This window comes from Bradyrhizobium sp. LA6.8, assembly GCF_040547935.1.
GTDB lineage: Bacteria > Pseudomonadota > Alphaproteobacteria > Rhizobiales > Xanthobacteraceae > Bradyrhizobium > Bradyrhizobium barranii.
Map to the genome: position 1 here is coordinate 341632 of NZ_JBEPQQ010000004.1, position 25360 is coordinate 366991.

The window sequence follows — 25360 nt, forward strand, 5'->3', positions numbered from 1 at the left end:
TCCTGGGCATGACGGGATGCTGCCAATGACTGTCTTGGAAACGCCAATTCTCAGGGAGGTCCGGAGCAACCATCGCTCGCCCGCGGGCGTGCACCTCGTCGCCCGCGACTATCCCAAGGGCATGCGGATCGATCTGCACATGCACCGCGAGGCGCAGCTGATCTATGCCGCCAAGGGCACGATGCAGGTGACGACGCCCGGGGGACGCTGGCTGGTGCCGCCGGACCGCGCCGTCTGGGTGCCGGCCGGGCTCGAGCACGCCCTCGACCTGCTCGCCGACATCGAGATGCGCACGCTGTATTTCGACCTGCCCTGGCTCAAGCGCGAGCAGCGCTATGAGGGGCTCACCAAGGAATTCGTGGTGCGGGTATCGCCGCTGCTCAACCAGGCGATCCTCGCGCTGTTCGACGCACGCAACACCGAGGAACGCACCGAGCTGCTGGTCCGCCTGGTGATGCTGGAATTGCACCAGGCGGAGGATTCCGCGACCTTCGTGCCGCTGCCGCATGAGCCGCGCTGCCGGCGCGCCGCGATGATCGTGCTCGACGATCCTACCGGCCTGCACGACATCGACACGCTGGCGCGCGAAGTCGGAACCTCCGCGCGCACGCTGTCGCGGCTGTTCTCGACCGAGACGCAATTGAGCTTCAAGAGCTGGTGCCAGCGCGCAAGGGTTGCGGCAGCGATCCAGCGGCTGTCGACCGACCCCAATGTGTCGGTGAAGCAGCTCGCCACCCAGCTCGGCTATGCCAGCGTGCCGGCGTTTTCGGCAGCATTCCGTCAGGTGACTGGGCGGACGCCGACGGAGTTTGCGGGGAAGTAGTCACGGTGTCGTCGCCCGGCTTGACCGGGCGACCCAGTATTCCAGAGACGGCCGTGATTGAGCCGAGAGGCCGCGGCGTACTGGATGCCCCGGTCAGGCCGGGACATGACAGGCCGTAGGGTGGGCAAAGCGAAGCGTGCCCACCCATTCTTTCGCAGCTGTCGAGACATGGTGGGCACGGCGCAAGTGCGCCTTTGCCCACCCTACGGCAGCGAGTGAACCGATAGGTCCCGGCGTACTGGATGCCCCGGTCAAGCCGGGGCATGACAGCGGTTGTGGAGCGCAACGGCCCTCGCGGGGCATGACAGCTTTCCTGGTGGCGCATGGCACCACGAAAGATCCAAAATTCCCCTGCTTGATTGTGATCGGCTTCCGCCTAAATCCCGTGTAAGCTTCCGCAACGCACAAACCGGAATCGAAACGACCAGATGGCCAACGCCTTCTTCTCAGACCTGCTCGCCACCATCTCCGATCGCGGCCGCACGCTGCTGCGCCGCGGGGATTCCGACGACACCAAGCACGATGCCGACGGCCTGATCGAGCTCTGCGGTGCGCTGCTGTCCGGTCGTGGCGAAGCTTCGGGCACCGCCATGGCCCGTGAGGTGCTCGACATCTACCAGGAGTTGGATGCGGCAGGACGCCGCGCCTTCTTCGAAGCCCTGGTGCGCGATTTCGGCCCCGATCGCGAACGCCTGTCCAAGGCGATCGAAAAATGGCGCGCCAGTCCCAGTGACGAAGACGCGAGCTCGCTGCATTTCGCCTCCGAGCCGCGCCGGCAGGAGCTGATCCGCCGCCTCAACCGCGCGCCGGGCGGCACCGGCGATCTCGTCAACATGCGCGCCGATCTGCTCGGCATGATGAACGGTCACACCGATCTCGCCGCGCTCGATCGCGATGTCTCGCATCTTCTCTCGTCGTGGTTCAACAGGGGGTTTCTCGTGCTGCGCCGGATTGACTGGTCGACCCCGGCCAACATCCTCGAAAAAATCATCCGTTACGAAGCCGTGCACGAGATCAGCGACTGGGACGATCTGCGTCGCCGCATCGATCCGGTCGACCGGCGCTGCTACGCCTTCTTCCATCCCGCCATGGTCGACGAACCCTTGATCTTCGTCGAGGTCGCGCTGACCGAGACGATCCCCGGTGCGATCGCGCCGCTGCTCGCTGTCGACCGCCAGCATCTGCCGATCGAGCGCGCGCGCACCGCAGTGTTCTATTCGATCTCCAACACCCAGCGCGGCCTTGGCGGCATCTCCTTCGGCAGTTTCCTGATCAAGCAGGTGGTGGAAGAGCTGCGCCGCGAGACGCCAAAACTCGACACCTTCGTGACGCTGTCGCCGGTGCCCGGCTTCATGCAGTGGGTGAAGCAGGACAAGGACCTGCCGCTCTCGGACGAGGACCGCGAGATCCTGAAGCGCCTCGACGATTCCAAATGGTTCGAGAACCCCGAGACGACGACGCTGCTACGCTCCGTAATCGAGCCGCTCGCGGCCTATTACTTCCTGAAGGCGCGCACGCCGAAGGGCAAGCTGATCGATTCCGTCGCCCGCTTCCACCTCGGCAACGGCGCACGGCTCGAGCGCATCAACTGGCTCGGCGACCTCTCGCCGAAAGGCGCGCGCGAGTCCGCCGGCGTGATGGTCAACTATCTCTACCGCCTCGACGACATCGAGAAGAACCACGAAGCCTACGCCAATGACGGCGAGGTCGTGGCGTCGAGCGCGGTGAAGAAGCTGCTCAAGGGCGAGGGACGACGGCTGCTGGATATGCGGTTGTCGTAGGGGCGCAACCGGCTCGCACCACATCGTCATTGCGAGGAGCTCTTGCGACGAAGCAATCCAGATTGTCTCCGCGGAGAGAGACTGGATTGCTTCGCTGCGCTCGCAATGACGGAGGATGTGGTGGCACCCCGGGCGCTTCTGGCGCCAGCGTCGGCTACTAGACACGCGGCTGTCCTAAGCGCTAGACGTTTCATCAGTTCCTGCACCAAAGACGGGACACCATGAAACGACGCGACTTTCTCGGCCTGACCGCAGCGGCGGCAACCAGCCTCTCGCTTTCGCCCGTACGCAGTTTCGCGGAGGGATCTGGCTCCGGGCCAGAAATGACGGCGCTGTGCGACTACATGAGCGCTGCGAAAACCCGCGCGCTGCCGCCCGAAGTCGTCGAACAAGCAAAGCACCACATCCTCGACACGCTGGCGTCGATGATATCAGGATCGGAGCTGCCGCCCGGTCAGGCGGCGCAGCGCTACATTCGCGCCAATGCTGCGCAGGGGACATCGACCATTGCCGGCACATCGCTCACCGCGTCGCCAGTCGAGGCTGCGCTTGCCAACGGCGTCATGGCGCATGCCGACGAGACCGACGATTCGCACAGCCCGTCGCGCTCGCATCCCGGCAGCTCGACTGTGCCCGCGGCACTTGCGCTCGGCGAACACCTCGGAATCGACGGCGCCCATTTTCTGCGTGCGGTGACGCTCGGCTATGATGTCGGCACGCGCGTGGTGATGGCGATGGGCGGGGCCGATTTCAGCTATGAAAGCGTGCTGAGCACGCACAGCATTTCCGGCACGTTCTGCGCTTCCGCTGCGGCGGCCAGCGTCGCCGGCTTCGACGCGCGCCGGATGCGCTGGGTGCTCGACTATGCCGCGCAGCAATCCTCCGGCTTCATCGTGTGGCGGCGCGACGTCGACCATATCGAGAAAGGGTTTGTGTTCGCCGGCATGCCGGCCCGAAACGGCGTGACGTCGGCACTGCTGGTGCGTTCGGACTGGAACGGCGTCGACGACGTGTTCTCAGGGCCAGACAATTACTTCCTGGCTTATGCGCCGAAGGCTGCGACCGGCAAACTCGTGGAGAAGCTTGGCGAGCGTTACGAGATCGCAGGCACCGACATCAAGAAATGGACGGTGGGTTCACCGATCCAGGGACCGCTCGATGCGGTCTACGCCATCCGCAGCAAGCAGGCGTTCGAGGCCGGAGAGGTCAAGCGCGTCACCGTACGTCTTGCGCCGTCGGTCGCCGAGGTCGTGGACAACCGCGACATCCCCGACATCTGTCTCCAGCACATGGTCGCCGTGATGCTGCTCGACAAGACCGCCTCGTTCCACGCCGCGCACGACAAGCCGCGCATGCAGGACGCGGCGATTTTGAAGGAGCGCGCCAAGGTGAATTTGGTGCGCGACGAGGAGCTGGCCAAACTATTGCCGGTGCGCGTCGCCGTCGTCGAGATCGAGCTCACTGATGGAAGCCGCCTCTCCGAGCGCGTCACCGCCGTGCGCGGCACGCCGCGCAACCCGATGACGCGCGACGAGGTCATCGACAAGGCGCGCGATCTGATTGCCCCAGTGGTCGGCGGCGAGAAGGCCGAGCGGTTGATCAAGTCGGTGTATGAGATTGAGGCTGTGACCGACATCCGCAGCTTGCGGCCGCTGCTGCAACGCGTGTGAGGAGCGAAATTTCGTAAGGGATGGCAGACTTTCGCCCCATCGTCATTGCGAGGAGCTCTTGCGAAGAAACAATCCAGACTGCCTCCACAGAGAGATTCTGGATTGCTTCGCTGCGCACGCAATGACGGAGCGTGTGGCAGGCATCTCGCCCCGCGCCACGCGTCGTCGAGCTACAATTGGAATTCTTCCATGACATCCGATGGTGCCGCATCTCCTCGGCCAATAAGCCCCTCGGACCGGATCGACGCCATCGACGTGCTGCGGGGCATTGCCCTGTTCGGCGTCATGGCCATCAACGTGGTCATGGAATTTCGCATTTCGATCTTCGAGCAGTTTCTTGGTGCCAGGACGCTCGCTTCGCCGGTTGATCGCGCCGTCGAAACGATCCTGACGCAGGCCGTGGAGCTCAAGGCGTTTGCGCTGTTCTCGCTGCTGTTCGGCGCAGGCCTTGCCATTCAATTCGACCGGCTCGCGAACAGCGAGCGCCGCACTTTCCTGCTCCTGCGGCGGCTCGCTGTGCTGCTGGTGTTCGGCGTCATTCATTTGTGCCTGATCTGGAACGGCGATATCCTCACCGAATATGCACTGGCGGGATTCATCGTGCTGCCGTTCCTGTTTGGCCCGCGCTGGTTGCTGACGCTCGCCGCGCTGGCGTCTCTCGCGCTGTATCTGGCCATGCAGGCCTTTCCGCCCGCGGGGTTGTTTCCCGGCAGGACCGCGATCTGGCGGGACGTCATGGATGCAAATCGCATCTATGCGACGGGCGGCTTTCTCGACGTGCTGGCGTTTCGTCTCCGCGAAATTCCTCTCATCGCGTCCCTGCACGCGTTCGTCTTTTTGCGCACGATCGGGCTGTTTCTCGTCGGAGCGCTGGCCTGGCGGAGCGGCATTCTGCAAAATGCCCGCGGCCTGCTCGTCATCGCGCTTCCGGCTATCTGTCTCGGCGCGGCCTTGCTTTACGTCGGCATCGAGCCGCTCGGCAACATCCTGCTGGCGCTGGGCTATGGTGCCGCCATCATCTTCATCGCCAGTTTCGGACGCGGCAAGAGGCTGCTCGGCTGGGCCGCGCCGCTCGGCCGGATGGCATTCACCAACTACGTCGCACAATCGCTCATCTTCGGCTGGATCTTCTACGGCTACGGCCTTGGCCTGTTCGGACGGCTCGGCATCACCCAGGCCCTCGCTATCGGCATCGCCGTCTACGTCGGACAGGTGCTGTTCAGCGCATGGTGGCTGCGCCACTACCGACACGGCCCGATCGAATGGCTGTGGCGCACGCTGATGTATGGTGCACTGCAGCCGATGTTGTTGTCACGGGTAGAGGGCGTGCAGTGACCAAGGCCCCTCCGCCGTCATTGCGAGGAGTACTTGCGACGAAGCAATCCAGACTGCCTCTGCGAAAAGACTCTGGATTGCTTCGCTGCGCTCGCAATGACGGAGAGTGTCGGCGCGGCCGTCGAGCCCAATCCTACTCCGCCAGCGCCTTCATTTCCTTGGAGAGATCGGACTTGCCTTCGAAGCCGATGCCCGGCAGGTCGGGCATGGTGATGTGGCCGTTCTCGACACGCACACCATCCGGGAAGCCGCCATAGGGCTGGAACAGGTCGGGGTAGCTCTCGTTGCCGCCGAGGCCGAGGCCGGCTGCGATGTTGAGGGACATCTGGTGGCCGCCGTGGGGGATGCAGCGGCTCGGCGACCAGCCGTAGGTTTTCAGGACCTCCAGCGTGCGCTGGTATTCGCAGAGGCCATACGACAGCGCACAGTCGAATTGCAGCCAGTCGCGATCCGGACGCATGCCGCCGTAGCGGATGAGATTGCGCGCGTCCTGATGGCTGAACAGGTTTTCGCCCGTGGCCATCGGGCCCGGATAGAATTCGGCGAGCGCGGCCTGCAGCGCATAGTCGAGGGGATCGCCGACCTCCTCGTACCAGAACAAGGGATAGTCCCTCAGCATCTTGGCGTAGGCGATGCCGGTCTCGAGATCGAAGCGGCCATTGGCATCGACCGCGAGCTGCGCGTCCTTGCCGATCTCCTTCAGCACCGCCTCGATGCGGGTGCGGTCGTCCTCGATCGACGCGCCGCCGATCTTCATCTTCACGACGTTGTAGCCGCGATCGAGATAGCCGCGCATCTCGCCGCGCAACATCGAGAGATCCTTGCCGGGATAGTAGTAGCCGCCGGCGGCGTAGACAAAGACGCGCGGATTGGCTTTCACACCGTGACGTTCGGCGAGCAGCCGGAACAGCGGCTTGCCTGCGATCTTCGCCACCGCGTCCCACACCGCCATGTCGATGGTGCCGACCGCGACCGAGCGCTCGCCATGGCCGCCCGGCTTCTCGTTGGTCATCATCGCGGCCCAGACCTTGTCGGGGTCGAGATTGTCACCGGCCGCATTCAGCAGCGACTTCGGATCGGCCTCCAGGATGCGCGAGGCAAAGCGCTCGCGGATCAGGCCGCCCTGCCCGTAGCGGCCGTTGGAGTTGAAGCCGTAGCCGACGACGCGCTTGCCGTCGCGAACGACGTCAGTGACGACGGCGACGAGGCTCGTCGTCATCTTGGTGAAGTCGATATAGGCGTTGCGGATCGGCGAAGAGATCGGCTTCGTGATCTCGCGGACGTCAACGATGCGGACGGACATGGGGTTGGCTTTCGCTAACGGTGAGAAACGTTCGTCATTGCGAGCGGAGCGAAGCAATCCAGACTGTCACCGCGGAAAGACCCTGGATTGCTTCGTCGCTGCGCTCCTCGCAATGACGAGGACAGAGTATGCGCGCGCTTATTTCTTATCCCTGAAATACGGCTCGACCGGACCATGCACCTTGATCGTCAGCGGATTGCCGTGGCGGTCCTTGGCGTTGCCGGCGGTGACGCGGACCCAGCCTTCGCTGATGCAGTACTCCTCGACATTGGTCTTCTCGACACCTTTGAAGCGGATGCCGACGTCGCGCGAGAGAATATCCGCGTTGTAATAGGGGCTGTTCGGGTCGACCGACAGGCGGTCCGGAAATTCGTCGCTCATGATTGTCTCGCTCATAACAGGGTCTCGATTTGCTGCCGCAATCCTTCGGGACGGGCGGTCGGCGCGTAGCGCGCGATCACCTTGCCGGCACGGTCCACGAGGAATTTGGTGAAATTCCATTTGATGGAGGCGCCCAGCAGGCCGGATTGCTGGCGTTTCAGGTAGTCATACAGAGGGTGCGCATGGGCGCCGTTGACGTCGATCTTCTCGAACAGGGGAAAGGTGACGTCGTAGTTGGTGGAGCAGAAGGCCTGGATCTCGCTCGCCGGCCCCGGCTCCTGCGCGCCGAACTGGTTGCAGGGAAAGCCGAGCACCGAGAAGCCGCGCGGCGAGAGGTCGCGATAGAGATCCTCCAGCCCGCGATATTGCGGCGTGAAGCCGCATTTGCTCGCGGTGTTGACGATCAAGAGCACCTGCCCTTCGAAACGGCGCATGGGCACCTCCTCGCCGAGAAGCGAGTTGGCCTTGAAGTCATAGATCACAGACATCGCTAACCCACGGGATCGATCGGCGACGGCGGCACGCCGCCCGCCTCGATCGCTTCGCCCGCGAGCAGACACAGATCCTCGCGATAGCGCCCGGACACGATGTGCACGCCGACCGGCGCCTTGCCGACGAGACCGGTGGAGACCACGAGGCCCGGCAGTCCCATGAACGGGGTCGCGATTTGCGGCATCTGCGCCTCCCAGACACGCTCGAAGGACTCACTGTCCTTGCGGTCGAGATGATCCGGGAACGGCAACTCGCCGGACACCGGCGTGAGCACTACGGCATATTTCTCGAAGAACAGCATCCAGTCGCGGGTCAGCGTGGCGCGTCGCGTGAGCGCCTTGGCGTAGTCCGCCTGGTCCATCGGCGTGACCTTGGCGCGATTGCCGCGCAGGCAGGCCAGCGCACCGGGATCGCCTTCGCGCTCAGCCATCTCCAGCTGCGCCTCATAGCCGTCGCCAAGCCAGAGTTTTCTCTGCCACTCGACCGCCTCGCGCATCGGCGGCGTGTTCTCGATGACCTCGACAGTCCAGCCGGCGCGCTCCAGCCGCTTGCCGGCGTCGGTCACCGCGGCCTTCACCTCCGGTTTGGTCGCAAGCCCGTCCGGGTTGAGGCAGAGCGCGGCGCGCTTCGGCCGCGCGGGGCCCTCCAGCGGCGCCGGCACGAACCAGGGGTCGCGGATGTCGCGGGCCGACATGGCCTCGAGCGAGATCCTGAGATCGTTGACCGTGCGCGCCAGCGGGCCCGACACGGCCATGATCTGCGGCCCGATCGGACGCTCCGGCAGCGCCGGGTTGAAGGCCGGGATGCGGCCGAGCGTCGGGCGCAGGCCGTGCACGCCGCAGGCATAGGCGGGATAGCGGATCGAGCCGGCGATATCGGTGCCGTGGGCGATATGGCCGATGCCGGCCGCGACCGCCGAGCCGGCGCCGCCGGACGAGCCGCCCGGGGTCAGCGAGGCATCGCGGGGGTTCTTGGTGTCGCCATGGACCAGATTGGTGGTGAACCAGCGGTAGGAGAAGGCCGGGCAATTGGTGCGGCCAAGCAGGATGGCGCCCGCTTTGCGGAAATTGGCGACCACCGGATTGTCCTCGCGCGCGATCAGGTCGCGCTGGAGTTTCAGGCCGTTGGTGGTGGCAAAGCCTTCCTGGTCGACATTGGCCTTGATGGTGACGGGCACGCCGGCGAGCACACCGGGATCTTCTCCCCTAGCGATGGCGGCATCGACGGCGTCAGCCTGCTTGAGCACGTCCTCCGGCCGGTGGTCGATCACCGCGTTGAGCTGGGGATTGACGGCGTCCAGGCGGGCCAGACCGGCCTTGGCCGCCTCCCTGGCGGAGACCTTTTTGGATTTGACGAGGGTGGCGAGGTCGGCGGCCGACAGGCGCCAGAGATCTTGCATGGCTTGCTCCGTTTAACCGGCGTCTTTTAGCGCCGGGAACGCAGCAAAGCCATGCGGATTTCGCGGGGAGAAAGAGCGGGCTTGGCGTCGGGGTGGCGCCTCATTCTCCGTCATTGCGAGCGCAGCGAAACAATCCCGAATCCCTCCGCGGAGACAATCTGGATTGCTTCGTCGCAAGGGCTCCTCGCAATGACGGGGGAGAGCGCGGGGGCCTCAATGCCTGGTCGCGGACTGATCCGGGATGTCCAGCAGGGCCTCGGTGAAGGGGAATTCGAGCACGATCTCCCCGTCGTCGTCGGTCACCTCGATCACGGCCTCCATGAGCGCCGGCTGGGCGCCCTCCGACTTCACCACCTCCAGGATCATCTGGCGGGCGACCTCCCAGGCGCGATCGGGGTTACGCAGGTCCTCTCCGTCGGGATCCACGATCAATTCGTCGCCGATGCGGGTGTTGAAGAAGTATCTGGGCATCACGAGGGTCCAAATTGGGAGGCCTGTACCGGATTGAAAGCTGCACTGCACTCACAACTGCTTTATCAGGACAGGGTTCGCGACCGAATGCGCCACGCGCAAGGCAGCATCACGGGAAGTGATGTTCCACCATCATTTTTCGCGGCGCAACATGACTTTCTCGGGAAGATTTCACTAGCGAAGTTTTCCGCTCGCATTACTTTAACCGTTGGGCGGATACGTCCGAATTCGTGAAAATGGAGAGCCAAAATGGCTTGGAAAGCCCCGAAGATCGTCGAAGTGCCCTGTGGCATGGAAATCAACATGTATGTGAGCGCCACCCGCAAGTAAGCGGTTGGTGGTTTCTGCGCAGGTGGATCTTTCGGTCACGATCGGTTTCCGGAAGACACGAACTTTGTCGGCATCCGTGTCGGCCTGAGATCCACCTCGCGACGTTCCCTCCAGGAGACGTATTATGCTTCGCGTCGTCGTCCTGGGCGCCGGGGCCGGCGGCGGAGTCCCGCAATGGAATTGCGGGTGTGAGGGCTGCCGGGCGGCCCGTGAAAATGGCCAGGAGCTTCAGAGAACCCAGGCCTCGGTCGCTTTCAGTGGCGACGGCGAGCACTGGTTCCTGATCAACGCCTCCCCCGATCTTCGCCAGCAATTGAACGCCACGCCGCAGCTGCATCCCAAGGCCGGCGCGCTGCGCCATACGCCTGTTGCAGGCGTGATCCTGACCAACAGCGAGGTGGATGCGGTCGCGGGCCTGCTGTCGATGCGCGAGGGCTCGCCCTTCACGGTCTATGCGCATCAGAAGGTGCTGGCGATCCTGAAGAGCAACAGCATCTTCAACGTCCTGAACGAGAAGAACGTACAGCGCCAGCCGGTTTCCATCCACGAGCCGTTCGAGCCGCGGCTGCCTGATGGCACGCGCTCAGGGATAGAGGTGCTGCCCTTCGCCGTGCCCGGCAAGTCGGCCTGGTATCTGGAAGGCAAGGCGCATCCCGGCGGCGAGACCGGCGACGGCGATACGCTGGGGCTCAAGATCACGGACAAATCAACCGGCAAGTGCTTCTACTTCATCGCCGCCTGCGCCGAGGTGACCGATGCGCTCAAGGCCGAGATCGACGGCGCAGCACTGGTGTTCTTTGACGGCACGGTCTGGCAGGATGACGAGATGATCAAGGCCGGGCTCGGCCACAAGACCGGCAAGAGCATGGGCCATGTCGCGATGTCCGGTCACGATGGCGCGATCGCGCGCCTCGCCGACCTCACTCTCGACAGGAGGATGTTTCTGCATATCAATAACTCGAATCCGGCGCTGCTGCCCGATACGCCCGAGCGCAAAGCGCTCGAGGCCGCGGGCTGGCGGATACCCGCCGACGGAACGGAGATCGTGCTGTGAATGCCGCGTCACTGACTGGAATGACCGCGCTCTCTGTTGGCAAGGACATCAGGCTCAACTCGGCCGAGGAGCTGGAGGCGACGCTGCGCCATATCGGGGCGACGCGCTATCACAGCCTGCATCCGTTCCATAAGCTGCTGCACGGCGGCAAGCTGAACAAGGGCCAGGTGCAGGCCTGGGCGCTGAACCGCTACTATTACCAGAGTACGATCCCGATCAAGGACGCCGTCGTGATCTCGCGCTTCCGCGACCGCGCCACGCGGCTGGAATGGCGCCACCGCATCGAGGACCATGACGGCGACGTCGGCTCCGAGGGCGGCATCGAGCGCTGGCTGAAGCTGACCGAAGGCCTCGGCCTCGACACGGCCTATGTGGAATCGACCGAAGGCATCTTGCCGGCGACGCGCTTCGCGGTCGAAGCCTATGTCCATTACTGCCGCGAGAAGAGCCCGCTGGAGGCGATCGCCTCCTCGCTCACCGAGCTGTTCGCGCCGAACCTGCACGAGGAGCGCATCTCCGGCATGCTGGAGCACTACGACTTCGTCAATCCTGATATCATGAGCTACTTCAAGCGGCGGCTGGCGCAGGCGCCGCGCGATGCCGGCTTCGCGCTCGACTACGTCAAGGCGCACGCCACGACGCCGGAGCAGCGCGCGCAGGTGTGCAACGCGCTGATCTTCAAGACCAACGTATTATGGGTGCAGCTCGACGCACTCCAGCACGCCTATGTCGAGGGCCACATTCCGCCGGGCGCCTTCGTGCCCAAAGCGAGCTGAGGGATCAGAGCAATGGCCGGGCCGCGGAACATCAGCGTCAGCGAGGCAAGCCGCCCGGTGCTGCCGCGGCATGCCAAGCTGAAATATGACGAGACGCGCAAGGTCTGGGTGATCCTGGCGCCGGAACGGGTGCTGGCGCCCGACGAGATCGCGGTCGAGGTCTTGCAGCTCTGCGACGGCGAGCGCAATGTCGGCGACGTCGCCGATCAATTGGCCGCGAAATACGCGGCACCGCGCGAGGCGATCCTGGCCGACGTCATCGTTATGCTGCAGGATCTCGCCGACAAGGGCTTCCTCACCGAGGCCCGGGAGAAGACGTCATGAGCGACCTGCTCGGCAATCTTCCGCCCGACATCAGCGACAGCCTCGCGGTGCTGGAGAAGCAACGCTCGACAGCGGAGACGTTCGGCATTCCGCTCGCCGTATTGCTCGAGATCACCCATCGCTGCCCGCTGCAATGCCCCTATTGCTCCAATCCCGTCGAGCTCGACCGCTCCGGCAAGGAGCTGACCACCGAGGAGTGGAAGAAGGTCTTGAGCGAGCTCGCCGAGATCGGCGTGCTCCAGGTGCATTTCTCCGGCGGCGAGCCGACGGCGCGGAAGGACCTCGTCGAGCTGGTCAAGCATGCGAGCGACGCCGGCCTCTACACCAATCTGATCACCTCGGCCGTGCTGCTGACGCGCGAGCGGCTCAGCGCGCTCGCGGACGCCGGCCTCTGCCATGTGCAGATCAGCTTCCAGGGTGTCGAGGAAGGCATCGCCGACCGCGTCGCCGGCTACAAGAACGGGCATCGCAAGAAGCTCGAAGTGGCGAAATGGACCCGCGAGCTCGATCTGCCGCTCACCGTGAACGCGGTGATGCACCGGCAGAATTTGCATCAGCTCCCCGACATCATCCAGATGTCGATTGACCTCGACGCCGACCGGCTCGAGGTCGCCAATGTCCAGTATTACGGCTGGGCGCTGAAGAACCGCGCTGCCTTGATGCCAACCGTGGCGCAGCTCGACGAGTGCACCCGCATTGTCGAGGAGGCGCGCGAGCGGCTCAAGGGCACACTCGCCATCGATTACGTCGTGCCCGACTATTACGCGCTGCGGCCGAAGAAGTGCATGGGCGGCTGGGGCCGCCAGTTCTTCAACATCTCGCCCGCCGGCAAGGTGCTGCCCTGCCACGCCGCCGAGAGCATCACCGGGCTCGAGTTCGAATCCGTGCGCTCCAACCATTCGATCGCCTGGATCTGGCAGAACTCGGATGCCTTCAACCGCTATCGCGGCACCGGCTGGATGAAGGAGCCGTGCAAGACCTGCGAATTCCGCGAGATCGATTTCGGCGGCTGCCGCTGCCAGGCCTTTGCGCTTACGGGCGACGCCGCCAACACCGATCCCGCCTGCGCGCTGTCGCCGCTGCACGAGACCATCTTCAAGCAGGCCGAGCGCGAGGCCGAGGGCGAGACCAACCGCTTCCTCTATCGCAATTTCGCCGGCGGCACTCTGGAATCCGGGAATGATGCCTGACGCCGACGCGGCCGCATCCGCCAAACGTGCCGATCCCTTTGCGCCGCTGACCTCCGACATGCTCGACGTCGGCGACGGCCACGAGCTCTATGTCGAGAGCGTCGGCCGTGCTGATGGAATCCCTGCGATCTACCTGCATGGCGGGCCCGGCAGCGGCTGCCAGCCGGATCACCGCCGCCTGTTCGATCCCGACCGCTTCTGCGCCGTGCTGTTCGACCAGCGCGGCTGCGGCCGCAGCCGTCCCAAGGGATCGCGCGAAAACAACACGACGGCGCATCTGATCGCGGACATGGAGAAGATCCGCGAGAAATTCGGCTTCGACCGCTGGATGGTGGTCGGCGGCTCCTGGGGCGCGACGCTGGCATTGGCCTATGCCGAGGCCCATCCCGAGCGCGTCTCGGGCATTGCGCTCCGCGCAACCTTCCTGGGCACCCGCGCCGAGGTCGAAACCGCCTTCACATCGCGCCTGTCGCAATTCTATCCAGCGCTCTACGAGGATTTTCTCAGCGTGCTGCCGCCCGATGAGCGCGCGCACCCGGTGGACGCCTATTGGCGCCGCATCCTCGATGCCGATCCGGCCGTGCATGGTCCCACCGCGCGGGCCTGGCACGACACCGAGCGCGTCCTGTCTGAGCACAAGGCGGCCAAGACGCGGCTGGACCTCGCATCGCTGAACGTGTGGCGCACGCTGCCTGCGACGCCATTCATGGAGGCGCACTATTTCGTCCACGACAGCTTCATGACGGACGACCAGCTGTTGGGGAACGCCGGCAAGCTCGCTGGCATTCCCGGCATCATCGTGCAGGGCCGCTACGATCTGTTGTGCCCTCCTGAGACATCCGAGCGGCTTGCGAAAGTTTGGCCGGGTTCCGAGGTCAGGATCGTGGAAGAAGCAGGACATTCGCTCTATGATGCCGGCGTGCGGGACGCGGTCATGAAGTCGATCGCCGATCTCGCGTCGAAAGCCGCGCGCTAGATCGATCTCCTCATCCTGAGGAACGCTCCAAGGGAGCGCGTCTCGAAGGATAAGGCCCGGATCTAGCAGCGGGGCCTTCATGGTTCGAGACGCCACTTCGTGGCTCCCCACCATGAGGGTCTGAATGGGAAGGACAAGAACAATGCCGCTCGCCGGGCAAGGCATGCTGCTGACGTCGATGAACATCGACGTTCCAGATGAGGCCGATTTCAACCGCTGGTACGATCGCGAGCATCTGGAAGAGCGCGTCGCGATCGAGGGTTTCCTGGAGGCGCGGCGCTATGTCGCGCATGCCGCCAACCCCAAATATCTCTCGCTGTACTCGACCGCAACGCTCGACGTGCTCGACAGTCCCGCCTACCGGGCCCGCCTCGCCAACCAGACCGAATGGTCGCGGCGGACCATGGCGCATTTCAAGAACATGCTGCGCGTGGTCGCGCGCATCACCATCAGCAAGGGCACCGGTCGCGGCGCAGCACTCGGGCTGGTGCGGCTGCGGCCGAGCGCCGACAATGCCGGGACATGGCGTGATGCACTGCACGAAAAGCTGACGCCCGGGGAGCGCGAGGGCATCATCTCGATGCATCTGCTCGAAAGCGAGCCGGAATTGTCGGGCGCGACGGCCGACATTCCAGCGGTGCGCAATGAGGGCGCGCGCGACTGGTTCGTGCTGATCGACGGCACGCATGTCGGCGCGGTCTCCGCCGTCATTGCCGAACGGTTCACCGGCCCCGCCGCATCGCCCTTCCCGCTTCCCGTCTCCGTCGGCACTTACAGCCTGATGTGGGATCTCGCGAAGAGCGATATCGCGCCCGGCTAGTGGCCATCCGCAACGCAACATATTGCACCGCACGCATCTTGCGTGCGGCCGTTAATGCTGGGCGCGCGCAGCACCTATGAAAGCAGGTGATCGCGTAAATTTGCCGTTGTACTTCGGAACGGTTCTAATAAGCTAACCCAATGACGTCATTCATAAACCAGATCGACGCGCATTAGCGTTCGCCAAGCTCAAGAAAAGGCCGCCGGGTCTTTGGGCCTGTGCGGACAGGGTAGGAATGAAACCGACCGATATCGCGGCCCCCGACTACTTTCACAAAGTGGTCGATTGCCAGTGGGCCTGTCCTGCACACACCCCGGTTCCCGAATACATCCGACTGATCGCACAAGGCCGCTACAGCGACGCCTACATGATCAATTGGAAATCGAACGTGTTTCCCGGAATTCTGGGGCGCACCTGCGATCGTCCATGCGAGCCGGCGTGCCGTCGCGGACGCGTCGAGGAAACGCCGGTGGCGATCTGCCGCCTCAAGCGCGTCGCCGCCGACTTCAAGGACGACATCAGGCAGCGCCTGCCGCGTCCGTCGCCGAAGAACGGCAAGCGCGTTGCGTTCGTCGGCGGTGGCCCCGCCTCGCTGACGGTGGCGCGCGATCTTGCCCCGCTCGGCTATCACTGCACCGTGTTCGACGGCGATCCCGAGGCCGGCGGCATGATGCGCACGCAAATCCCGAAATTCCGCCTGCCCAATTCGGTCATTGACGAGGAGACCGGCTACATCCTCGATCTCGGCGTCGAATTCAAAGGCGGCCACCGCATCGAGAGCATGAAGGCGCTGCTCGCGGAGAAATACGACGCGATCTTCGTCGGCTCCGGCGCACCGCGCGGACGCGAGCTCGATGTTCCCGGCCGGAAAGAAGCTGCCGCCAACATCCATATCGGCATCGACTGGCTGTCCTCGGTGTCGTTCGGCCATATCGACAAGATCGGCAAGCGCGTGATCGTGCTCGGCGGCGGCAACACCGCGATGGATTGCTGCCGCACCGCGCGCCGTCTCGGCGGCGCAGACGTGAAGGTCATTGTGCGCTCCGGCTTCGAGGAGATGAAGGCCTCGCCCTGGGAGAAGGAAGACGCGATCCACGAGGACATTCCGATCCTCAACTACATGGTGCCGGTGGCATTCAAGCATGTCGCCGGCAAGCTCATCGGCGTCACCTTCCAGCACGTCAAAGCCGAATACGACGCCAAAGGCCGCCGCAATCTGGTGCCTTCGGGCGACCCCGATCAGACCATTCCCTGCGACGACGTGCTGGTCGCGGTCGGCCAGGAGAACGCCTTCCCCTGGATCGAGCAGGATTGCGGCATCGAGTTCGACAAATGGCACATGCCCAAGGTCGATCCGAAGACCTTCGTCTCGACCAATCCGAAAGTGTTCTTCGGCGGCGACGCCGCGTTCGGCCCGAAGAACATCATCTGGGCCGTGGCGCAGGGCCACGACGCCGCGCTGTCGATCCACAAGATGCTCTCGGGCGATGACATCACCGAACGGCCGTTGCCGGAGGTGCAAATCTCCTCACAGAAGATGGGCATCCACGAATGGAGCTATGACAACGACATCTCCAACGACAAGCGCTTCAAGGTTCCGCATCGCGACAAGGTGATTGCGCTGAAGGACATCCGAACCGAGGTCGAGCTCGGCTACGACGTCAAGCTGGCGCTGGGCGAAGCCGAGCGCTGCCTGAACTGCGACGTCCAGACCGTGTTCTCGACCTCGCTCTGCATCGAGTGCGACGCCTGCGTCGACATCTGCCCGATGGACTGCATCACCTTCACTGATAATGGCGAGGAAAGCGACCTACGCCAGCGCCTGAAGGCGCCCTCGCCGCATCCCGACCAGGACCTTTACGTCTCCAGCGACCTCAAGACCGGGCGCGTGATGGTCAAGGACGAGGACGTCTGCCTGCATTGCGGGCTGTGCGCCGAGCGTTGTCCCACCGGAGCCTGGGACATGCAGAAATATTTCATCGAGATGACTCACGCAGGTTCGACATGTCCGACAAAAAGCCGCTCAGCAGCGTAAACGACTTCGTCGTCCGCTTCGCCAACGTCAACGGCTCGGGCTCGGCCAGCGCCAACGAGATGTTCGCGCGCGCGATCCTGCGTCACGGCGTTCCGGTCTCCCCCCGCAACATCTTCCCCTCCAACATCCAGGGCCTGCCGACCTGGTACGAGGTGCGGGTGACGGAAGACGGCCATCTCGGCGCCCGTGGCGGCGTCGACATGATGGTGGCGATGAACCCGCAGACCTGGGACAAGGACATCGCCGGCATCGAGCCCGGCGGCTATCTGTTCTACGATTCCACCAAGCCAATGCCGTCGACCAAATTCCGCGACGACATCACCGTGATCGGCGTGCCGCTCACCGCGATCACCAACTCGACCTACACCGATCCGCGCCAGCGCCAGCTGTTCAAGAACATCATCTATCTGGGCAGCCTCTCGGCGCTGCTCGACATGGACCCGAAGCTGATCGAGCAGCTGATCGGCGAGCAGTACAAGGGCAAGGAGAAGCTGCTCTCCTCCAACGTCCATGCGCTGCATCTCGGCCGCGACTGGGCGCTGCAGAACTTGAAATGCCCGATCGGGCTGCGGGTGAAGAAAACCGACAAGGTCGGCGACCGCATCTTCATCGAGGGCAACAGCGCCGCCGCGCTCGGTGCGGTCTATGGCGGCGCCACCGTCTGCGCATGGTATCCGATCACGCCGTCCTCGTCGGTGGCGGAAGCTTTCACCGCCCACTGCAAGAAGTACCGGCACGATCCTGAAACGGGCAAGGCGAAGTACGCGATCGTGCAGGGCGAGGACGAGCTGGCTTCGATCGGTATCGTCATCGGCGCCTCCTGGAACGGCGCCCGCGCCTTCACCGCGACCTCCGGCCCCGGCATCTCCTTGATGACCGAGTTCATCGGCCTCTCCTATTTCGCGGAGATCCCGGCCGTGATCATGAACATCCAGCGCGCCGGTCCCTCGACCGGCATGCCGACCCGCACCCAGCAATGCGACATCATCGCCTGCGCCTATGCTTCGCATGGCGACACCAAGCACGTGCTGCTGTTCCCGGAAGATCCGGCCGAGGCCTTCGAGTTCGCGGCCGCCGCGTTCGACCTTGCCGAGCGGCTCCAAACCACGATCTTCCTGATGCTCGACCTCGACATCGGGATGAACCACCGTCTCTGCCGCCCGCTGAAGTGGGACGACGCGAAACAGTATGACCGCGGCAAGGTGATGACCACGGAGATGCTGGAGGAAGGCCGCGACTTCGGCCGCTATCTCGACGTCGACGGCGATGGCATTCCCTACCGCACCTATCCCGGCACGCATCCGACCAAGGGCTCCTATTTCACCCGCGGCACCTCGCGCGATCGCTATGCGCGCTACTCCGAGGAAGGCTCGGTCTATGCCGACAACATGCAGCGTCTGGTGCGCAAGTTCGAGACCGCGCAGGACCTGGTCCCGCGCCCGCTCCAGGCCAACGCGGAACGACCGACCAAATATGGCGTGATCTATTTCGGCTCGACCTCGCCCGCGATGGACGAGGCGATCGGCCTGCTGGAGGCGCGCGGGCATCAGCTCGACCGCCTGCGCATCCGCGCTTTCCCGTTCCACTCGAGCGTGGCGAGCTTCCTCGCCGAGCACGACTTCGTCTACGTGGTCGAGCAGAACCGCGACGCCCAGCTCCGCCAGCTCATCGTCAACGAGAACGGCATCGACCCGGTGCGCCTGGTGCCGATCGTGCATTATGACGGCACCCCGATCACCGCCCGCTACATCGCAAAAGCCATTGGCGACCACCAGGATCACCTCAAGGTGACCCCGCTCCGCAAGGCCGTGTCATGACCTATATTGCCAAGCCGAAGTTCCATCATCCGGGCCTCAAGAAGAACGAGCTCGGCTACACGCACCGCGACTACGAGGGCAAGATCTCGACCCTGTGCGCCGGCTGCGGCCACGACTCGATCACGGCCTCGATCATCGAAGCCTGCTACGAGCTCTCGATCGAACCGCATCGGGTCGCGAAGATTTCGGGCATCGGGTGCTCGTCGAAGACGCCGGACTATTTCCTCGGCAACTCGCACGGCTTCAACTCCGTGCACGGCCGCATGCCGTCGGTCTTGACCGGCGCCAACCTCGCCAACCGCGATTTGATCTATCTCGGCGTCTCCGGCGACGGCGATTCCGCCTCGATCGGCTTCGGCCAGTTCGCGCATTCGATCCGGCGCGGCGTCAACATGACCTATATCGTCGAGAACAACGGCGTCTACGGCCTGACCAAGGGCCAGTTCTCGGCGACCGCCGACCGCGGCTCGAAGTCCAAGAAAGGCGTGACCAACACCGACAACGCGATCGACCTCGTCGCGATCGCGCTGCAGCTAGGGGCCACCTTCGTCGCGCGCTCGTTCTCCGGCGACAAGAGCCAGCTGGTGCCGCTGATCGCCGCCGCGATCGGCCACAAGGGCGCATCCTTCATCGACGTCATCAGCCCCTGCATCGCCTTCAACAACCACGCCGGATCGACCAAGAGCTTCGACTATGTGCGGGAGCACAATGACGCCGTGAACCGGCTCGACGTGCTGGTCGGCCGCGATCCCATCGCCGTCGAGTATGCGCCGGGAACGGTGCAGGTGGTCGAGCAGCACGACGGCAGCAAGATCGCGCTGCGCAAGATCGACGCGGATTACGACCCGCACGACCGCCTCGGCGCCCAGACCTTCCTCCAGAAGCACGCCGCCAAGGGCCAGATCGTCACCGGTCTGCTCTACGTCGATCCCGATGCGGAAGACCTGCACACGCATCTCAACACGGTCGAGACGCCGCTCAATACGCTGGAGGCGGACACGCTGTGCCCGGGCTCGGCTGCGCTGGACAAGTTCAACGCCAGCCTGCGGTGATCATCGACCGCGCTCGACCGGCTGCCTGACACGTATGGTGATCTTCTCCGATACGACAGGCGGCTCGAACGGATAGTGCTTCGCGTCGCCCAGCACCAGCTGCAGCGTGTGCATCCCGGGTGGAAGTTCGAGCAGGGTTTCGGTCTGCCCCGCCCCGAAGTGCAGATGCGACTTGTCCTGCGGGATCGGCTCCTTGGGATCGATGGGATCGTTGACGTCGACCAGCAAATGATGATGGCCGGCGTTCTGGTACTCGTCGCCGGCGTGCGTCACGCCCATATTGCGCAAGCCGAACCGGACCCAGAACCCGCCCCGAACCTTCTGCCCGTCACGCGGGGTGATGAAATAAAGCTTGGCATCCTTGGGAGCGGTCTTGCCCTGCGGATAGGCGACGCCTGGAAGCAATGCGAGCGCCGCCGCCAAGGCGGCGCAACGAATGATCTGCATCGAAATGACTCCACCACTTAAGGACTTTGCGCAACGCGGAATCCATGCGTCGGATAACGAACATTGGTATCGTAGCCATCGCGGTTGGACGGCCTCACATATCTCGAATCGTTCTTCCATGAACCCGAGCGCAGGACATGCGACGAGCAGTCCCCGCCGGTCCATGCCGAGCCGTCACCGGGTGCGCCCTGATAGGTCCTGCGCCAGCAGTCCTCGACCCACTGATCGACACCGCCACCCATGTCGTGGAGGCCGAACGGGTTCGGCTTGAAGCTGCCGACCTTCGCCGGCTGCTCGGCCGCGAGGTCACCGCAATCCTTGCATCCCGCCATGCCCGGCTGGAGCTTGTCGCCCCACCAATATTTCGTCTGCGTCCCGCCGCGCGCGGCGTATTCCCATTCGGCTTCGCTCGGAAGCCGATACGACTTCTTTGTGGTCCGCGCGAGCCAGGCCGCATATTGCTGCGCGTCGGTCCAGCTCACATTGGTGATCGGCGCATCGTCCTTGCCAATGGCGGTGAAGCCGCACGCCTTTGCAGCCGCGCATTCGTTCCATTCCTGCACGGTCACCGGATACTTTCCGATCGAGAACGGCTTGACCGTGACCTGGTGGACGGGACGTTCGGTCGGATCGTCATTGCTTCCCATCGCGAAGCTGCCGCCGCGAATGGCGATCATCTCGGGTTCGCGGAACGGCGTGGCCGATGGGCTTGGTGCTGGACTTGACGTCGAAGCACTTGACGCCGAAGCACTTGGCGCGGAAGCACTTGGCGCCGGAGCACTCGACGCTGAAGCACTTGGCGCCGGAGCACTTGGCGCCGGAGCGGGCGATGGAGACGATGCCGCCAATGAAGGAGACGGCTGCGGCGTTTGTGTCGCGGCTTCTCGCGGTGCAGGTTGCGGGCTCGGTGATGCGACCGGAGCCGCAGTCGGCGCGGCGGCCTGCTGGTTCACCCTGCCCGACGGCTGCGCCAGCAGATACCACAACACACCGGAAGCGATCACGAGGAGCGTGATGCCCAGAAGGAAGATCAGGGTATTCTCGCGCCGGCCTCGCGTCCTCCCGACCGCATCTGCGTCCGGCAGCACGCGATAGACACGCACCGGATCGGTGATGTTCTTGACCTTGCGGTCGCCGAGCGACTCATAGCCGCACACCACCTTGTGTTTGATCTGCTCGTAGATCGCGCCGGAGATGTAGACCTGACCGGGCTCGGCGATACCCTCGATGCGCGTGGCGATGTTGACGCCGTCGCCGTAGACGTCGTCCGGCTCCACGATGACGTCACCGAGATTGACGCCAATCCGATATTCGATCCGGGAGTCCTTCGGAAGCGAAGCGTTGCGCCCGACGAGATTCTGCTGGATGACGATGCTGCAGCGAACGGCCTCGACGGGACTGTCGAAGATCGCGATGAAGCCGTCTCCCGTCGTCTTCACCAACGTTCCATGGTGTTCGACGATGCTGGGCTCGATGAGATCCCGCTCGATCCGCTTGACGCGAACATGCGTGCCTTCCTCGTCGGCCTGCATCAAGCGGCTGTAGGAAGCGATGTCACCGACGATGATTGCGGCGAGACGACGCGGCATCGAGCCGTGTGGAGGCGGCTCGTCATGATTTCCGGATCTGAAGTTACGAATCTCGCCCATTGCGGGGAACTCCACAAACGCGGGTGAGCTTACGACATCGAATTTCAGCTGTCTGTGAAGACTATCACATTGATGATCCGCGACAATCTCGCAGAAATCAGCGGCGCCGGGTTCCCGGGCAGAAGCGCGGCAAGGATTGAACCTTCTCGGACCGACGGCGGACTAAGGCTCGCGCGACCACACGGCAACGGAGCCCATGCCTACTTCGACCGCCGCTGCGATGCGCGGCATCTTACCCGATGCTGGCGATTCCTCGCCCGCTTCAGCTGACAGCCTCGGGCGCCGGTTCAGGCTCCGGCACGGAGTGGTCCGAAGGGGCCGGTCGTCCGGCACCCCAATATTGCTTGCAGGTCTCGAGCAATGTCTTGACGTCCATGGTCAGGCCGCCCGCATTGACGATCACGCTGTCAGCGCCAAGCGTCTTGTTCATCAGCGACAAGGCACGCCTCAGGAAGCCCCCGGAGAATCGCCCGGCGACAAGGGGATCGAGCTTGAGCACCACGAACTTCTGCAGGCGCTGCTCCCAGATCTGTATCTTCCGCACGGAGCTCCAGGCGATGGTCTCGTCGGCGAGCCTGAGGTCGCGAATGCCGACACGGCTGATGAAGACGACCGGCGACCTGGCGGAGATCAACCTCCAGAGCATCCTGAAGGTGGCAAGGCCGAAAAACACCGCGCCGACATAGCAGGCGGCGACCTCGAACGTGGTGATGTTCTTGCCTTGCTGCCACATGAATGCGAGCGCAGCGCAGAGCAGCGTCAGCAGCAGACCGGCGCCGAAAAACACCAGCAGCCGTCCCCGGGAATAGCCGATCGTAATGTTGGGCAAGTTCTGACCTACGGACATGTTCGACCGCCACCAGCCTTTTGCAGCAACCCTGGGTTTACGAACGCCCCTTCTCCCGAGTTATTAGGACTGGAACCTTGCGCGAGGCTGCCCACGGGAATGCAAGGCATCGGCACTTGAACGCGCGGCGTTCGGCTTGCGACTAACCGCCAGTTGGCTCCCCCCTCCGATGCGGCCGTCAACAGTTCACGCGCCCGGTGCGATCATGAAAACCGCCGGAGCATCTTGTGGAGCGCCGTCTCGGCCCTGGGCGCGGCGCTCGGCGGCTCCAGCGCGAAGGCCGCGACGGAAGCCGGCACGGGCAACAAGCTCAAGGTCGTCTATCACCTCAGCGATGCCGAGAAGGTCAATTTCGTGCTCGGCAACATCCAGAACCACATTGACGGCGTGGGCGGTCCCCAACACGTGACAATCGCGCTGGTGATTCACGGGCCGGCGCTGAAGGCTTTTCACCGGGCACAGGCCAACCCCGACGTCGGCAAGCGCGTCGGCGATTTCTCCAGGGACGGTATCGAGCTCGCGGCGTGCGCCAACACGATGAAGGCGCAGAACGTCACGCTGACGGGCTTGCTGCCGGGCTTCGTCAGCGCGGAGAAAGGCGGCGTGGTCCGTTTGGCCGAGCTCCAGTCGCAGGGCTATCTCTACCTGCGGCCCTAGGCGTCGAAGTCTTCCATTCTCGGGCTTGACTTACCCATAACTCTACGGTTATGAATTTATCCATAACTTAAGGGTTATGGATTTCACATGTCCGCCGCGCACGATCTTCTGTTCAGGACGCTCGCCGATCCGACCCGGAGGGCGATCTTCGAGCGGCTGTGCCGGGAGGGCGAGCAGACGGTCGGGGCACTGACGGCGACATCCGGCGTTTCCCAGCCGGCGGTCTCAAAACATCTCGGCGCGCTGAAGCAGGCCGGGCTGGTGCGCGACCGCCATGCAGGACGCCAGACCCATTACAGCGCGCAGCCCGGCGCGCTCAATCCGCTGATCGACTGGACCGGCCAGATGGCCGGCTTCTGGCAGAACCGGCTCGATGCTCTCGACGATCTCCTGAAGAGGATGGACCAATGACCGAAGCTGCCGCCGAGATGCGCTCCGTGGTGATCGAGCGCGAATTTGCCTTCCCGGCCGAGCGGATCTGGCGCGCGCTGACGCAGCCGCATCTGATCGAGGAATGGCTGATGAAGAACGACTTCAAGCCGGTCGTCGGTCATCGCTTCAATCTTCGCGGCGAATGGGGCGGCGTGCTGGACTGCGAGGTCCTCACCATCGAGCCGCAGCACGCGCTCGCCTATACCTGGAATTTCTCGCATGAGGACGCGGCGTTCGATCTGAAAAGCGTGGTGACCTTCACGCTGACGCCGACGAACGCGGGCACGCATTTGCGCGTCGAGCAGGCGGGCTTCAGCCCGACCCAGAAGCAGGCCTATGGCGGCGCGCATGCCGGCTGGAAGCAGTTTTTCGCCAGGCTGGACGAGGTGCTGGCGCGGGCTGACTAGGTCCGTCGCCTGCCTTCATTCGATCATCTCAAGAGGAGGTTTCATTGACCGGGAATATGTGGGTTCGACAAATCCATCGCTGGCTGTCCATCGCTTTCACGCTCGCTGTCATCGCGAACATTGTTGCCCTGACGCTGCAAATCCAGGCCACGTGGATCGGGCTGCTGGCATTCGTCCCGCTGATTCCGTTGCTCGCTACCGGGCTCTACATGTTCGCGCTGCCCTATATCAGCCGTCGCAGCGGCGCGCGGCAAGAGGCGTGATCATGAAGAAGGCTGTGACCGCGAAGACAGGCAGCGCGACCAAGACGGACGGCGCTTCGCCTTCCAGGATGATCGACGGCAGGATCAAGGAGCTCGGCGACTGGCGCGGCGAGATGCTGGGGCGAATCCGCGGCCTGATCAAGGAGGCCGATCCTGACGTCGTCGAGGAATGGAAATGGCGCGGCGTTCCCGTGTGGGAGCACGACGGCATCATCTGCACCGGCGAGACCTACAAGGCCGTCGTGAAGCTGACTTTCGCCAAGGGCGCGGCGCTGGACGACCCGGCCGGCCTGTTCAATTCCAGCCTCGACGGAAATTTGCGCCGCGCGATCGACATTCGCGAAGGCGAAAAGATCAACGAGAAGGCGTTGAAGGCGCTGATCCGCGCGGCGGTGGACTTGAATGGGTCGAAGAAGAAGCCGGCGAAGAAGCGATCGACTTAGACCACGTCAAGTCGATGCAAATTCTTGGTGACGGCCAGAGCAAGCGCCTCGTCCTTCGAGACGACCGCTCCGCGGTCTCCTCAGGATGAGGCTAACCAGAATCGCCGTCTGTCGACATAGCTCCCGCACACTCCGTCCTCATCCTGAGGGCCCGCCAAAGGCGGGCGTCTCGAAGGATGGGCCGCG

General features: G+C 63.9%; 27 protein-coding genes. 19 read left to right on the top strand and 8 right to left on the bottom strand.

The window, feature by feature from the left end; translation table 11 throughout:
• Window positions 1-16: 16 nt before the first annotated feature.
• The 4 genes from ABIA90_RS21820 to ABIA90_RS21835 all read left to right on the top strand — a co-directional run bounded on the left by ABIA90_RS21820 (window position 17) and on the right by ABIA90_RS21835 (window position 5609).
• Complete coding sequence (locus ABIA90_RS21820; protein ID WP_354119425.1) at window positions 17-823, top strand: AraC family transcriptional regulator; 807 nt, start codon at window positions 17-19, stop codon at window positions 821-823.
• A gap of 428 nt (window positions 824-1251) precedes the next feature.
• Entirely contained in the window at window positions 1252-2604 is a 1353-nt protein-coding gene (locus tag ABIA90_RS21825) for a malonyl-CoA decarboxylase (protein WP_354119424.1), read from the top strand.
• 221 nt (window positions 2605-2825) lie between these two features.
• Window positions 2826-4274, top strand: coding sequence for an MmgE/PrpD family protein (locus ABIA90_RS21830; protein ID WP_354119423.1), 1449 nt, complete (start codon window positions 2826-2828; stop codon window positions 4272-4274).
• 189 nt (window positions 4275-4463) lie between these two features.
• Window positions 4464-5609 carry a DUF418 domain-containing protein gene (locus ABIA90_RS21835; protein WP_354119422.1) on the top strand — a complete coding sequence of 382 codons (1146 nt, stop codon included), beginning with the start codon at window positions 4464-4466 and terminating at the stop codon, window positions 5607-5609.
• A gap of 133 nt (window positions 5610-5742) precedes the next feature.
• Here ABIA90_RS21835 and tarD read toward each other — a convergent pair whose 3' ends face one another.
• The 5 genes from tarD to ABIA90_RS21860 all read right to left on the bottom strand — a co-directional run bounded on the left by tarD (window position 5743) and on the right by ABIA90_RS21860 (window position 9655).
• The gene (tarD, locus tag ABIA90_RS21840; protein WP_354119421.1) at window positions 5743-6912 is read right to left on the bottom strand and encodes a D(-)-tartrate dehydratase; all 1170 of its coding nucleotides are present in this window, start codon (window positions 6910-6912) and stop codon (window positions 5743-5745) included.
• Between the two features lie 138 nt (window positions 6913-7050).
• Window positions 7051-7308 (bottom strand): DUF3297 family protein, encoded by a 258-nt coding sequence (locus ABIA90_RS21845; protein WP_015684132.1) that lies wholly within the window; start codon window positions 7306-7308, stop codon window positions 7051-7053.
• Window positions 7305-7781: a glutathione peroxidase gene (locus ABIA90_RS21850; RefSeq protein WP_354119420.1), complete on the bottom strand. Its 477-nt coding sequence runs from the start codon at window positions 7779-7781 to the stop codon at window positions 7305-7307. Before ABIA90_RS21850 ends, ABIA90_RS21845 begins: the two co-directional genes overlap by 4 nt.
• A gap of 2 nt (window positions 7782-7783) precedes the next feature.
• Window positions 7784-9184, bottom strand: a complete 1401-nt coding sequence (locus ABIA90_RS21855; protein WP_166343963.1) for an amidase family protein — start codon at window positions 9182-9184, stop codon at window positions 7784-7786.
• 213 nt (window positions 9185-9397) lie between these two features.
• The gene (locus ABIA90_RS21860; protein WP_063981427.1) at window positions 9398-9655 is read right to left on the bottom strand and encodes a DUF6894 family protein; all 258 of its coding nucleotides are present in this window, start codon (window positions 9653-9655) and stop codon (window positions 9398-9400) included.
• Between the two features lie 249 nt (window positions 9656-9904).
• On the opposite strand from ABIA90_RS21860, the gene pqqA reads away from it, so the two are divergent.
• From pqqA to ABIA90_RS21910, 10 genes are all read left to right on the top strand, one after another.
• Entirely contained in the window at window positions 9905-9985 is an 81-nt protein-coding gene (gene pqqA / locus ABIA90_RS21865) for a pyrroloquinoline quinone precursor peptide PqqA (RefSeq protein WP_007595659.1), read from the top strand.
• A gap of 124 nt (window positions 9986-10109) precedes the next feature.
• Window positions 10110-11039: a pyrroloquinoline quinone biosynthesis protein PqqB gene (pqqB, locus tag ABIA90_RS21870; protein WP_354119419.1), complete on the top strand. Its 930-nt coding sequence runs from the start codon at window positions 10110-10112 to the stop codon at window positions 11037-11039.
• Window positions 11040-11059: 20 nt separating this feature from the next.
• A complete protein-coding gene (gene pqqC, locus ABIA90_RS21875; RefSeq protein WP_425364316.1) occupies window positions 11060-11815 on the top strand; it encodes a pyrroloquinoline-quinone synthase PqqC in 756 nt (251 codons plus the stop codon).
• A 12-nt stretch (window positions 11816-11827) separates the two neighbouring features.
• Window positions 11828-12139: a pyrroloquinoline quinone biosynthesis peptide chaperone PqqD gene (gene pqqD, locus ABIA90_RS21880; protein ID WP_028147039.1), complete on the top strand. Its 312-nt coding sequence runs from the start codon at window positions 11828-11830 to the stop codon at window positions 12137-12139.
• Window positions 12136-13329 (top strand): pyrroloquinoline quinone biosynthesis protein PqqE, encoded by a 1194-nt coding sequence (gene pqqE / locus ABIA90_RS21885; protein ID WP_208088400.1) that lies wholly within the window; start codon window positions 12136-12138, stop codon window positions 13327-13329. The genes pqqD and pqqE overlap by 4 nt, the downstream gene beginning before the upstream one ends.
• Window positions 13319-14305, top strand: a complete 987-nt coding sequence (gene pip / locus ABIA90_RS21890) for a prolyl aminopeptidase (RefSeq protein WP_354119418.1) — start codon at window positions 13319-13321, stop codon at window positions 14303-14305. The genes pqqE and pip overlap by 11 nt, the downstream gene beginning before the upstream one ends.
• A 142-nt stretch (window positions 14306-14447) precedes the next feature.
• The gene (locus ABIA90_RS21895) at window positions 14448-15125 is read left to right on the top strand and encodes a DUF4286 family protein (RefSeq protein ID WP_135214843.1); all 678 of its coding nucleotides are present in this window, start codon (window positions 14448-14450) and stop codon (window positions 15123-15125) included.
• A 235-nt stretch (window positions 15126-15360) separates the two neighbouring features.
• Window positions 15361-17160, top strand: a complete 1800-nt coding sequence (locus tag ABIA90_RS21900) for an FAD-dependent oxidoreductase (RefSeq protein ID WP_354119417.1) — start codon at window positions 15361-15363, stop codon at window positions 17158-17160.
• Window positions 17130-18977, top strand: a complete 1848-nt coding sequence (locus ABIA90_RS21905) for a 2-oxoacid:acceptor oxidoreductase subunit alpha (protein ID WP_071910167.1) — start codon at window positions 17130-17132, stop codon at window positions 18975-18977. The genes ABIA90_RS21900 and ABIA90_RS21905 overlap by 31 nt, the downstream gene beginning before the upstream one ends.
• The gene (locus ABIA90_RS21910) at window positions 18974-20029 is read left to right on the top strand and encodes a 2-oxoacid:ferredoxin oxidoreductase subunit beta (RefSeq protein ID WP_063981419.1); all 1056 of its coding nucleotides are present in this window, start codon (window positions 18974-18976) and stop codon (window positions 20027-20029) included. Before ABIA90_RS21905 ends, ABIA90_RS21910 begins: the two co-directional genes overlap by 4 nt.
• Here the strand turns inward: ABIA90_RS21910 and ABIA90_RS21915 are convergent, their stop codons facing one another.
• The 3 genes from ABIA90_RS21915 to ABIA90_RS21925 all read right to left on the bottom strand — a co-directional run bounded on the left by ABIA90_RS21915 (window position 20030) and on the right by ABIA90_RS21925 (window position 22972).
• A complete protein-coding gene (locus ABIA90_RS21915; protein ID WP_063981418.1) occupies window positions 20030-20476 on the bottom strand; it encodes a DUF4399 domain-containing protein in 447 nt (148 codons plus the stop codon).
• A 17-nt stretch (window positions 20477-20493) separates the two neighbouring features.
• Window positions 20494-22125, bottom strand: coding sequence for an SUMF1/EgtB/PvdO family nonheme iron enzyme (locus ABIA90_RS21920; protein ID WP_354119416.1), 1632 nt, complete (start codon window positions 22123-22125; stop codon window positions 20494-20496).
• Between the two features lie 262 nt (window positions 22126-22387).
• Entirely contained in the window at window positions 22388-22972 is a 585-nt protein-coding gene (locus tag ABIA90_RS21925) for an STM3941 family protein (protein ID WP_071910161.1), read from the bottom strand.
• A gap of 222 nt (window positions 22973-23194) precedes the next feature.
• Between ABIA90_RS21925 and ABIA90_RS21930 the strand changes: the two genes are divergently transcribed.
• The 5 genes from ABIA90_RS21930 to ABIA90_RS21950 all read left to right on the top strand — a co-directional run bounded on the left by ABIA90_RS21930 (window position 23195) and on the right by ABIA90_RS21950 (window position 25174).
• On the top strand, window positions 23195-23629 hold the full coding sequence (locus ABIA90_RS21930; RefSeq protein ID WP_354119557.1) for a DsrE family protein: 435 nt from the start codon (window positions 23195-23197) through the stop codon (window positions 23627-23629).
• A gap of 87 nt (window positions 23630-23716) precedes the next feature.
• Window positions 23717-24040 (top strand): ArsR/SmtB family transcription factor, encoded by a 324-nt coding sequence (locus tag ABIA90_RS21935; protein ID WP_028147048.1) that lies wholly within the window; start codon window positions 23717-23719, stop codon window positions 24038-24040.
• Window positions 24037-24468, top strand: a complete 432-nt coding sequence (locus tag ABIA90_RS21940; RefSeq protein ID WP_354119415.1) for an SRPBCC family protein — start codon at window positions 24037-24039, stop codon at window positions 24466-24468. Before ABIA90_RS21935 ends, ABIA90_RS21940 begins: the two co-directional genes overlap by 4 nt.
• 44 nt (window positions 24469-24512) lie before the next feature.
• Complete coding sequence (locus tag ABIA90_RS21945) at window positions 24513-24731, top strand: hypothetical protein (RefSeq protein ID WP_354119414.1); 219 nt, start codon at window positions 24513-24515, stop codon at window positions 24729-24731.
• Between the two features lie 2 nt (window positions 24732-24733).
• Complete coding sequence (locus ABIA90_RS21950) at window positions 24734-25174, top strand: DUF1801 domain-containing protein (RefSeq protein ID WP_354119413.1); 441 nt, start codon at window positions 24734-24736, stop codon at window positions 25172-25174.
• Window positions 25175-25360 lie beyond the last annotated feature (186 nt).

Coding starts and splice junctions, on each gene's coding strand:
- ABIA90_RS21820 (WP_354119425.1), top strand. CDS start 17: ATGCTGCCAATGACTGTCTTGGAAACGCCAATTCTCAGGGAGGTCCGG.
- ABIA90_RS21825 (WP_354119424.1), top strand. CDS start 1,252: ATGGCCAACGCCTTCTTCTCAGACCTGCTCGCCACCATCTCCGATCGC.
- ABIA90_RS21830 (WP_354119423.1), top strand. CDS start 2,826: ATGAAACGACGCGACTTTCTCGGCCTGACCGCAGCGGCGGCAACCAGC.
- ABIA90_RS21835 (WP_354119422.1), top strand. CDS start 4,464: ATGACATCCGATGGTGCCGCATCTCCTCGGCCAATAAGCCCCTCGGAC.
- tarD (WP_354119421.1), bottom strand. CDS start 6,912: ATGTCCGTCCGCATCGTTGACGTCCGCGAGATCACGAAGCCGATCTCT.
- ABIA90_RS21845 (WP_015684132.1), bottom strand. CDS start 7,308: ATGAGCGAGACAATCATGAGCGACGAATTTCCGGACCGCCTGTCGGTC.
- ABIA90_RS21850 (WP_354119420.1), bottom strand. CDS start 7,781: ATGTCTGTGATCTATGACTTCAAGGCCAACTCGCTTCTCGGCGAGGAG.
- ABIA90_RS21855 (WP_166343963.1), bottom strand. CDS start 9,184: ATGCAAGATCTCTGGCGCCTGTCGGCCGCCGACCTCGCCACCCTCGTC.
- ABIA90_RS21860 (WP_063981427.1), bottom strand. CDS start 9,655: ATGCCCAGATACTTCTTCAACACCCGCATCGGCGACGAATTGATCGTG.
- pqqA (WP_007595659.1), top strand. CDS start 9,905: ATGGCTTGGAAAGCCCCGAAGATCGTCGAAGTGCCCTGTGGCATGGAA.
- pqqB (WP_354119419.1), top strand. CDS start 10,110: ATGCTTCGCGTCGTCGTCCTGGGCGCCGGGGCCGGCGGCGGAGTCCCG.
- pqqC (WP_425364316.1), top strand. CDS start 11,060: ATGACCGCGCTCTCTGTTGGCAAGGACATCAGGCTCAACTCGGCCGAG.
- pqqD (WP_028147039.1), top strand. CDS start 11,828: ATGGCCGGGCCGCGGAACATCAGCGTCAGCGAGGCAAGCCGCCCGGTG.
- pqqE (WP_208088400.1), top strand. CDS start 12,136: ATGAGCGACCTGCTCGGCAATCTTCCGCCCGACATCAGCGACAGCCTC.
- pip (WP_354119418.1), top strand. CDS start 13,319: ATGATGCCTGACGCCGACGCGGCCGCATCCGCCAAACGTGCCGATCCC.
- ABIA90_RS21895 (WP_135214843.1), top strand. CDS start 14,448: ATGCCGCTCGCCGGGCAAGGCATGCTGCTGACGTCGATGAACATCGAC.
- ABIA90_RS21900 (WP_354119417.1), top strand. CDS start 15,361: ATGAAACCGACCGATATCGCGGCCCCCGACTACTTTCACAAAGTGGTC.
- ABIA90_RS21905 (WP_071910167.1), top strand. CDS start 17,130: ATGTCCGACAAAAAGCCGCTCAGCAGCGTAAACGACTTCGTCGTCCGC.
- ABIA90_RS21910 (WP_063981419.1), top strand. CDS start 18,974: ATGACCTATATTGCCAAGCCGAAGTTCCATCATCCGGGCCTCAAGAAG.
- ABIA90_RS21915 (WP_063981418.1), bottom strand. CDS start 20,476: ATGCAGATCATTCGTTGCGCCGCCTTGGCGGCGGCGCTCGCATTGCTT.
- ABIA90_RS21920 (WP_354119416.1), bottom strand. CDS start 22,125: ATGGGCGAGATTCGTAACTTCAGATCCGGAAATCATGACGAGCCGCCT.
- ABIA90_RS21925 (WP_071910161.1), bottom strand. CDS start 22,972: ATGTCCGTAGGTCAGAACTTGCCCAACATTACGATCGGCTATTCCCGG.
- ABIA90_RS21935 (WP_028147048.1), top strand. CDS start 23,717: ATGTCCGCCGCGCACGATCTTCTGTTCAGGACGCTCGCCGATCCGACC.
- ABIA90_RS21940 (WP_354119415.1), top strand. CDS start 24,037: ATGACCGAAGCTGCCGCCGAGATGCGCTCCGTGGTGATCGAGCGCGAA.
- ABIA90_RS21950 (WP_354119413.1), top strand. CDS start 24,734: ATGAAGAAGGCTGTGACCGCGAAGACAGGCAGCGCGACCAAGACGGAC.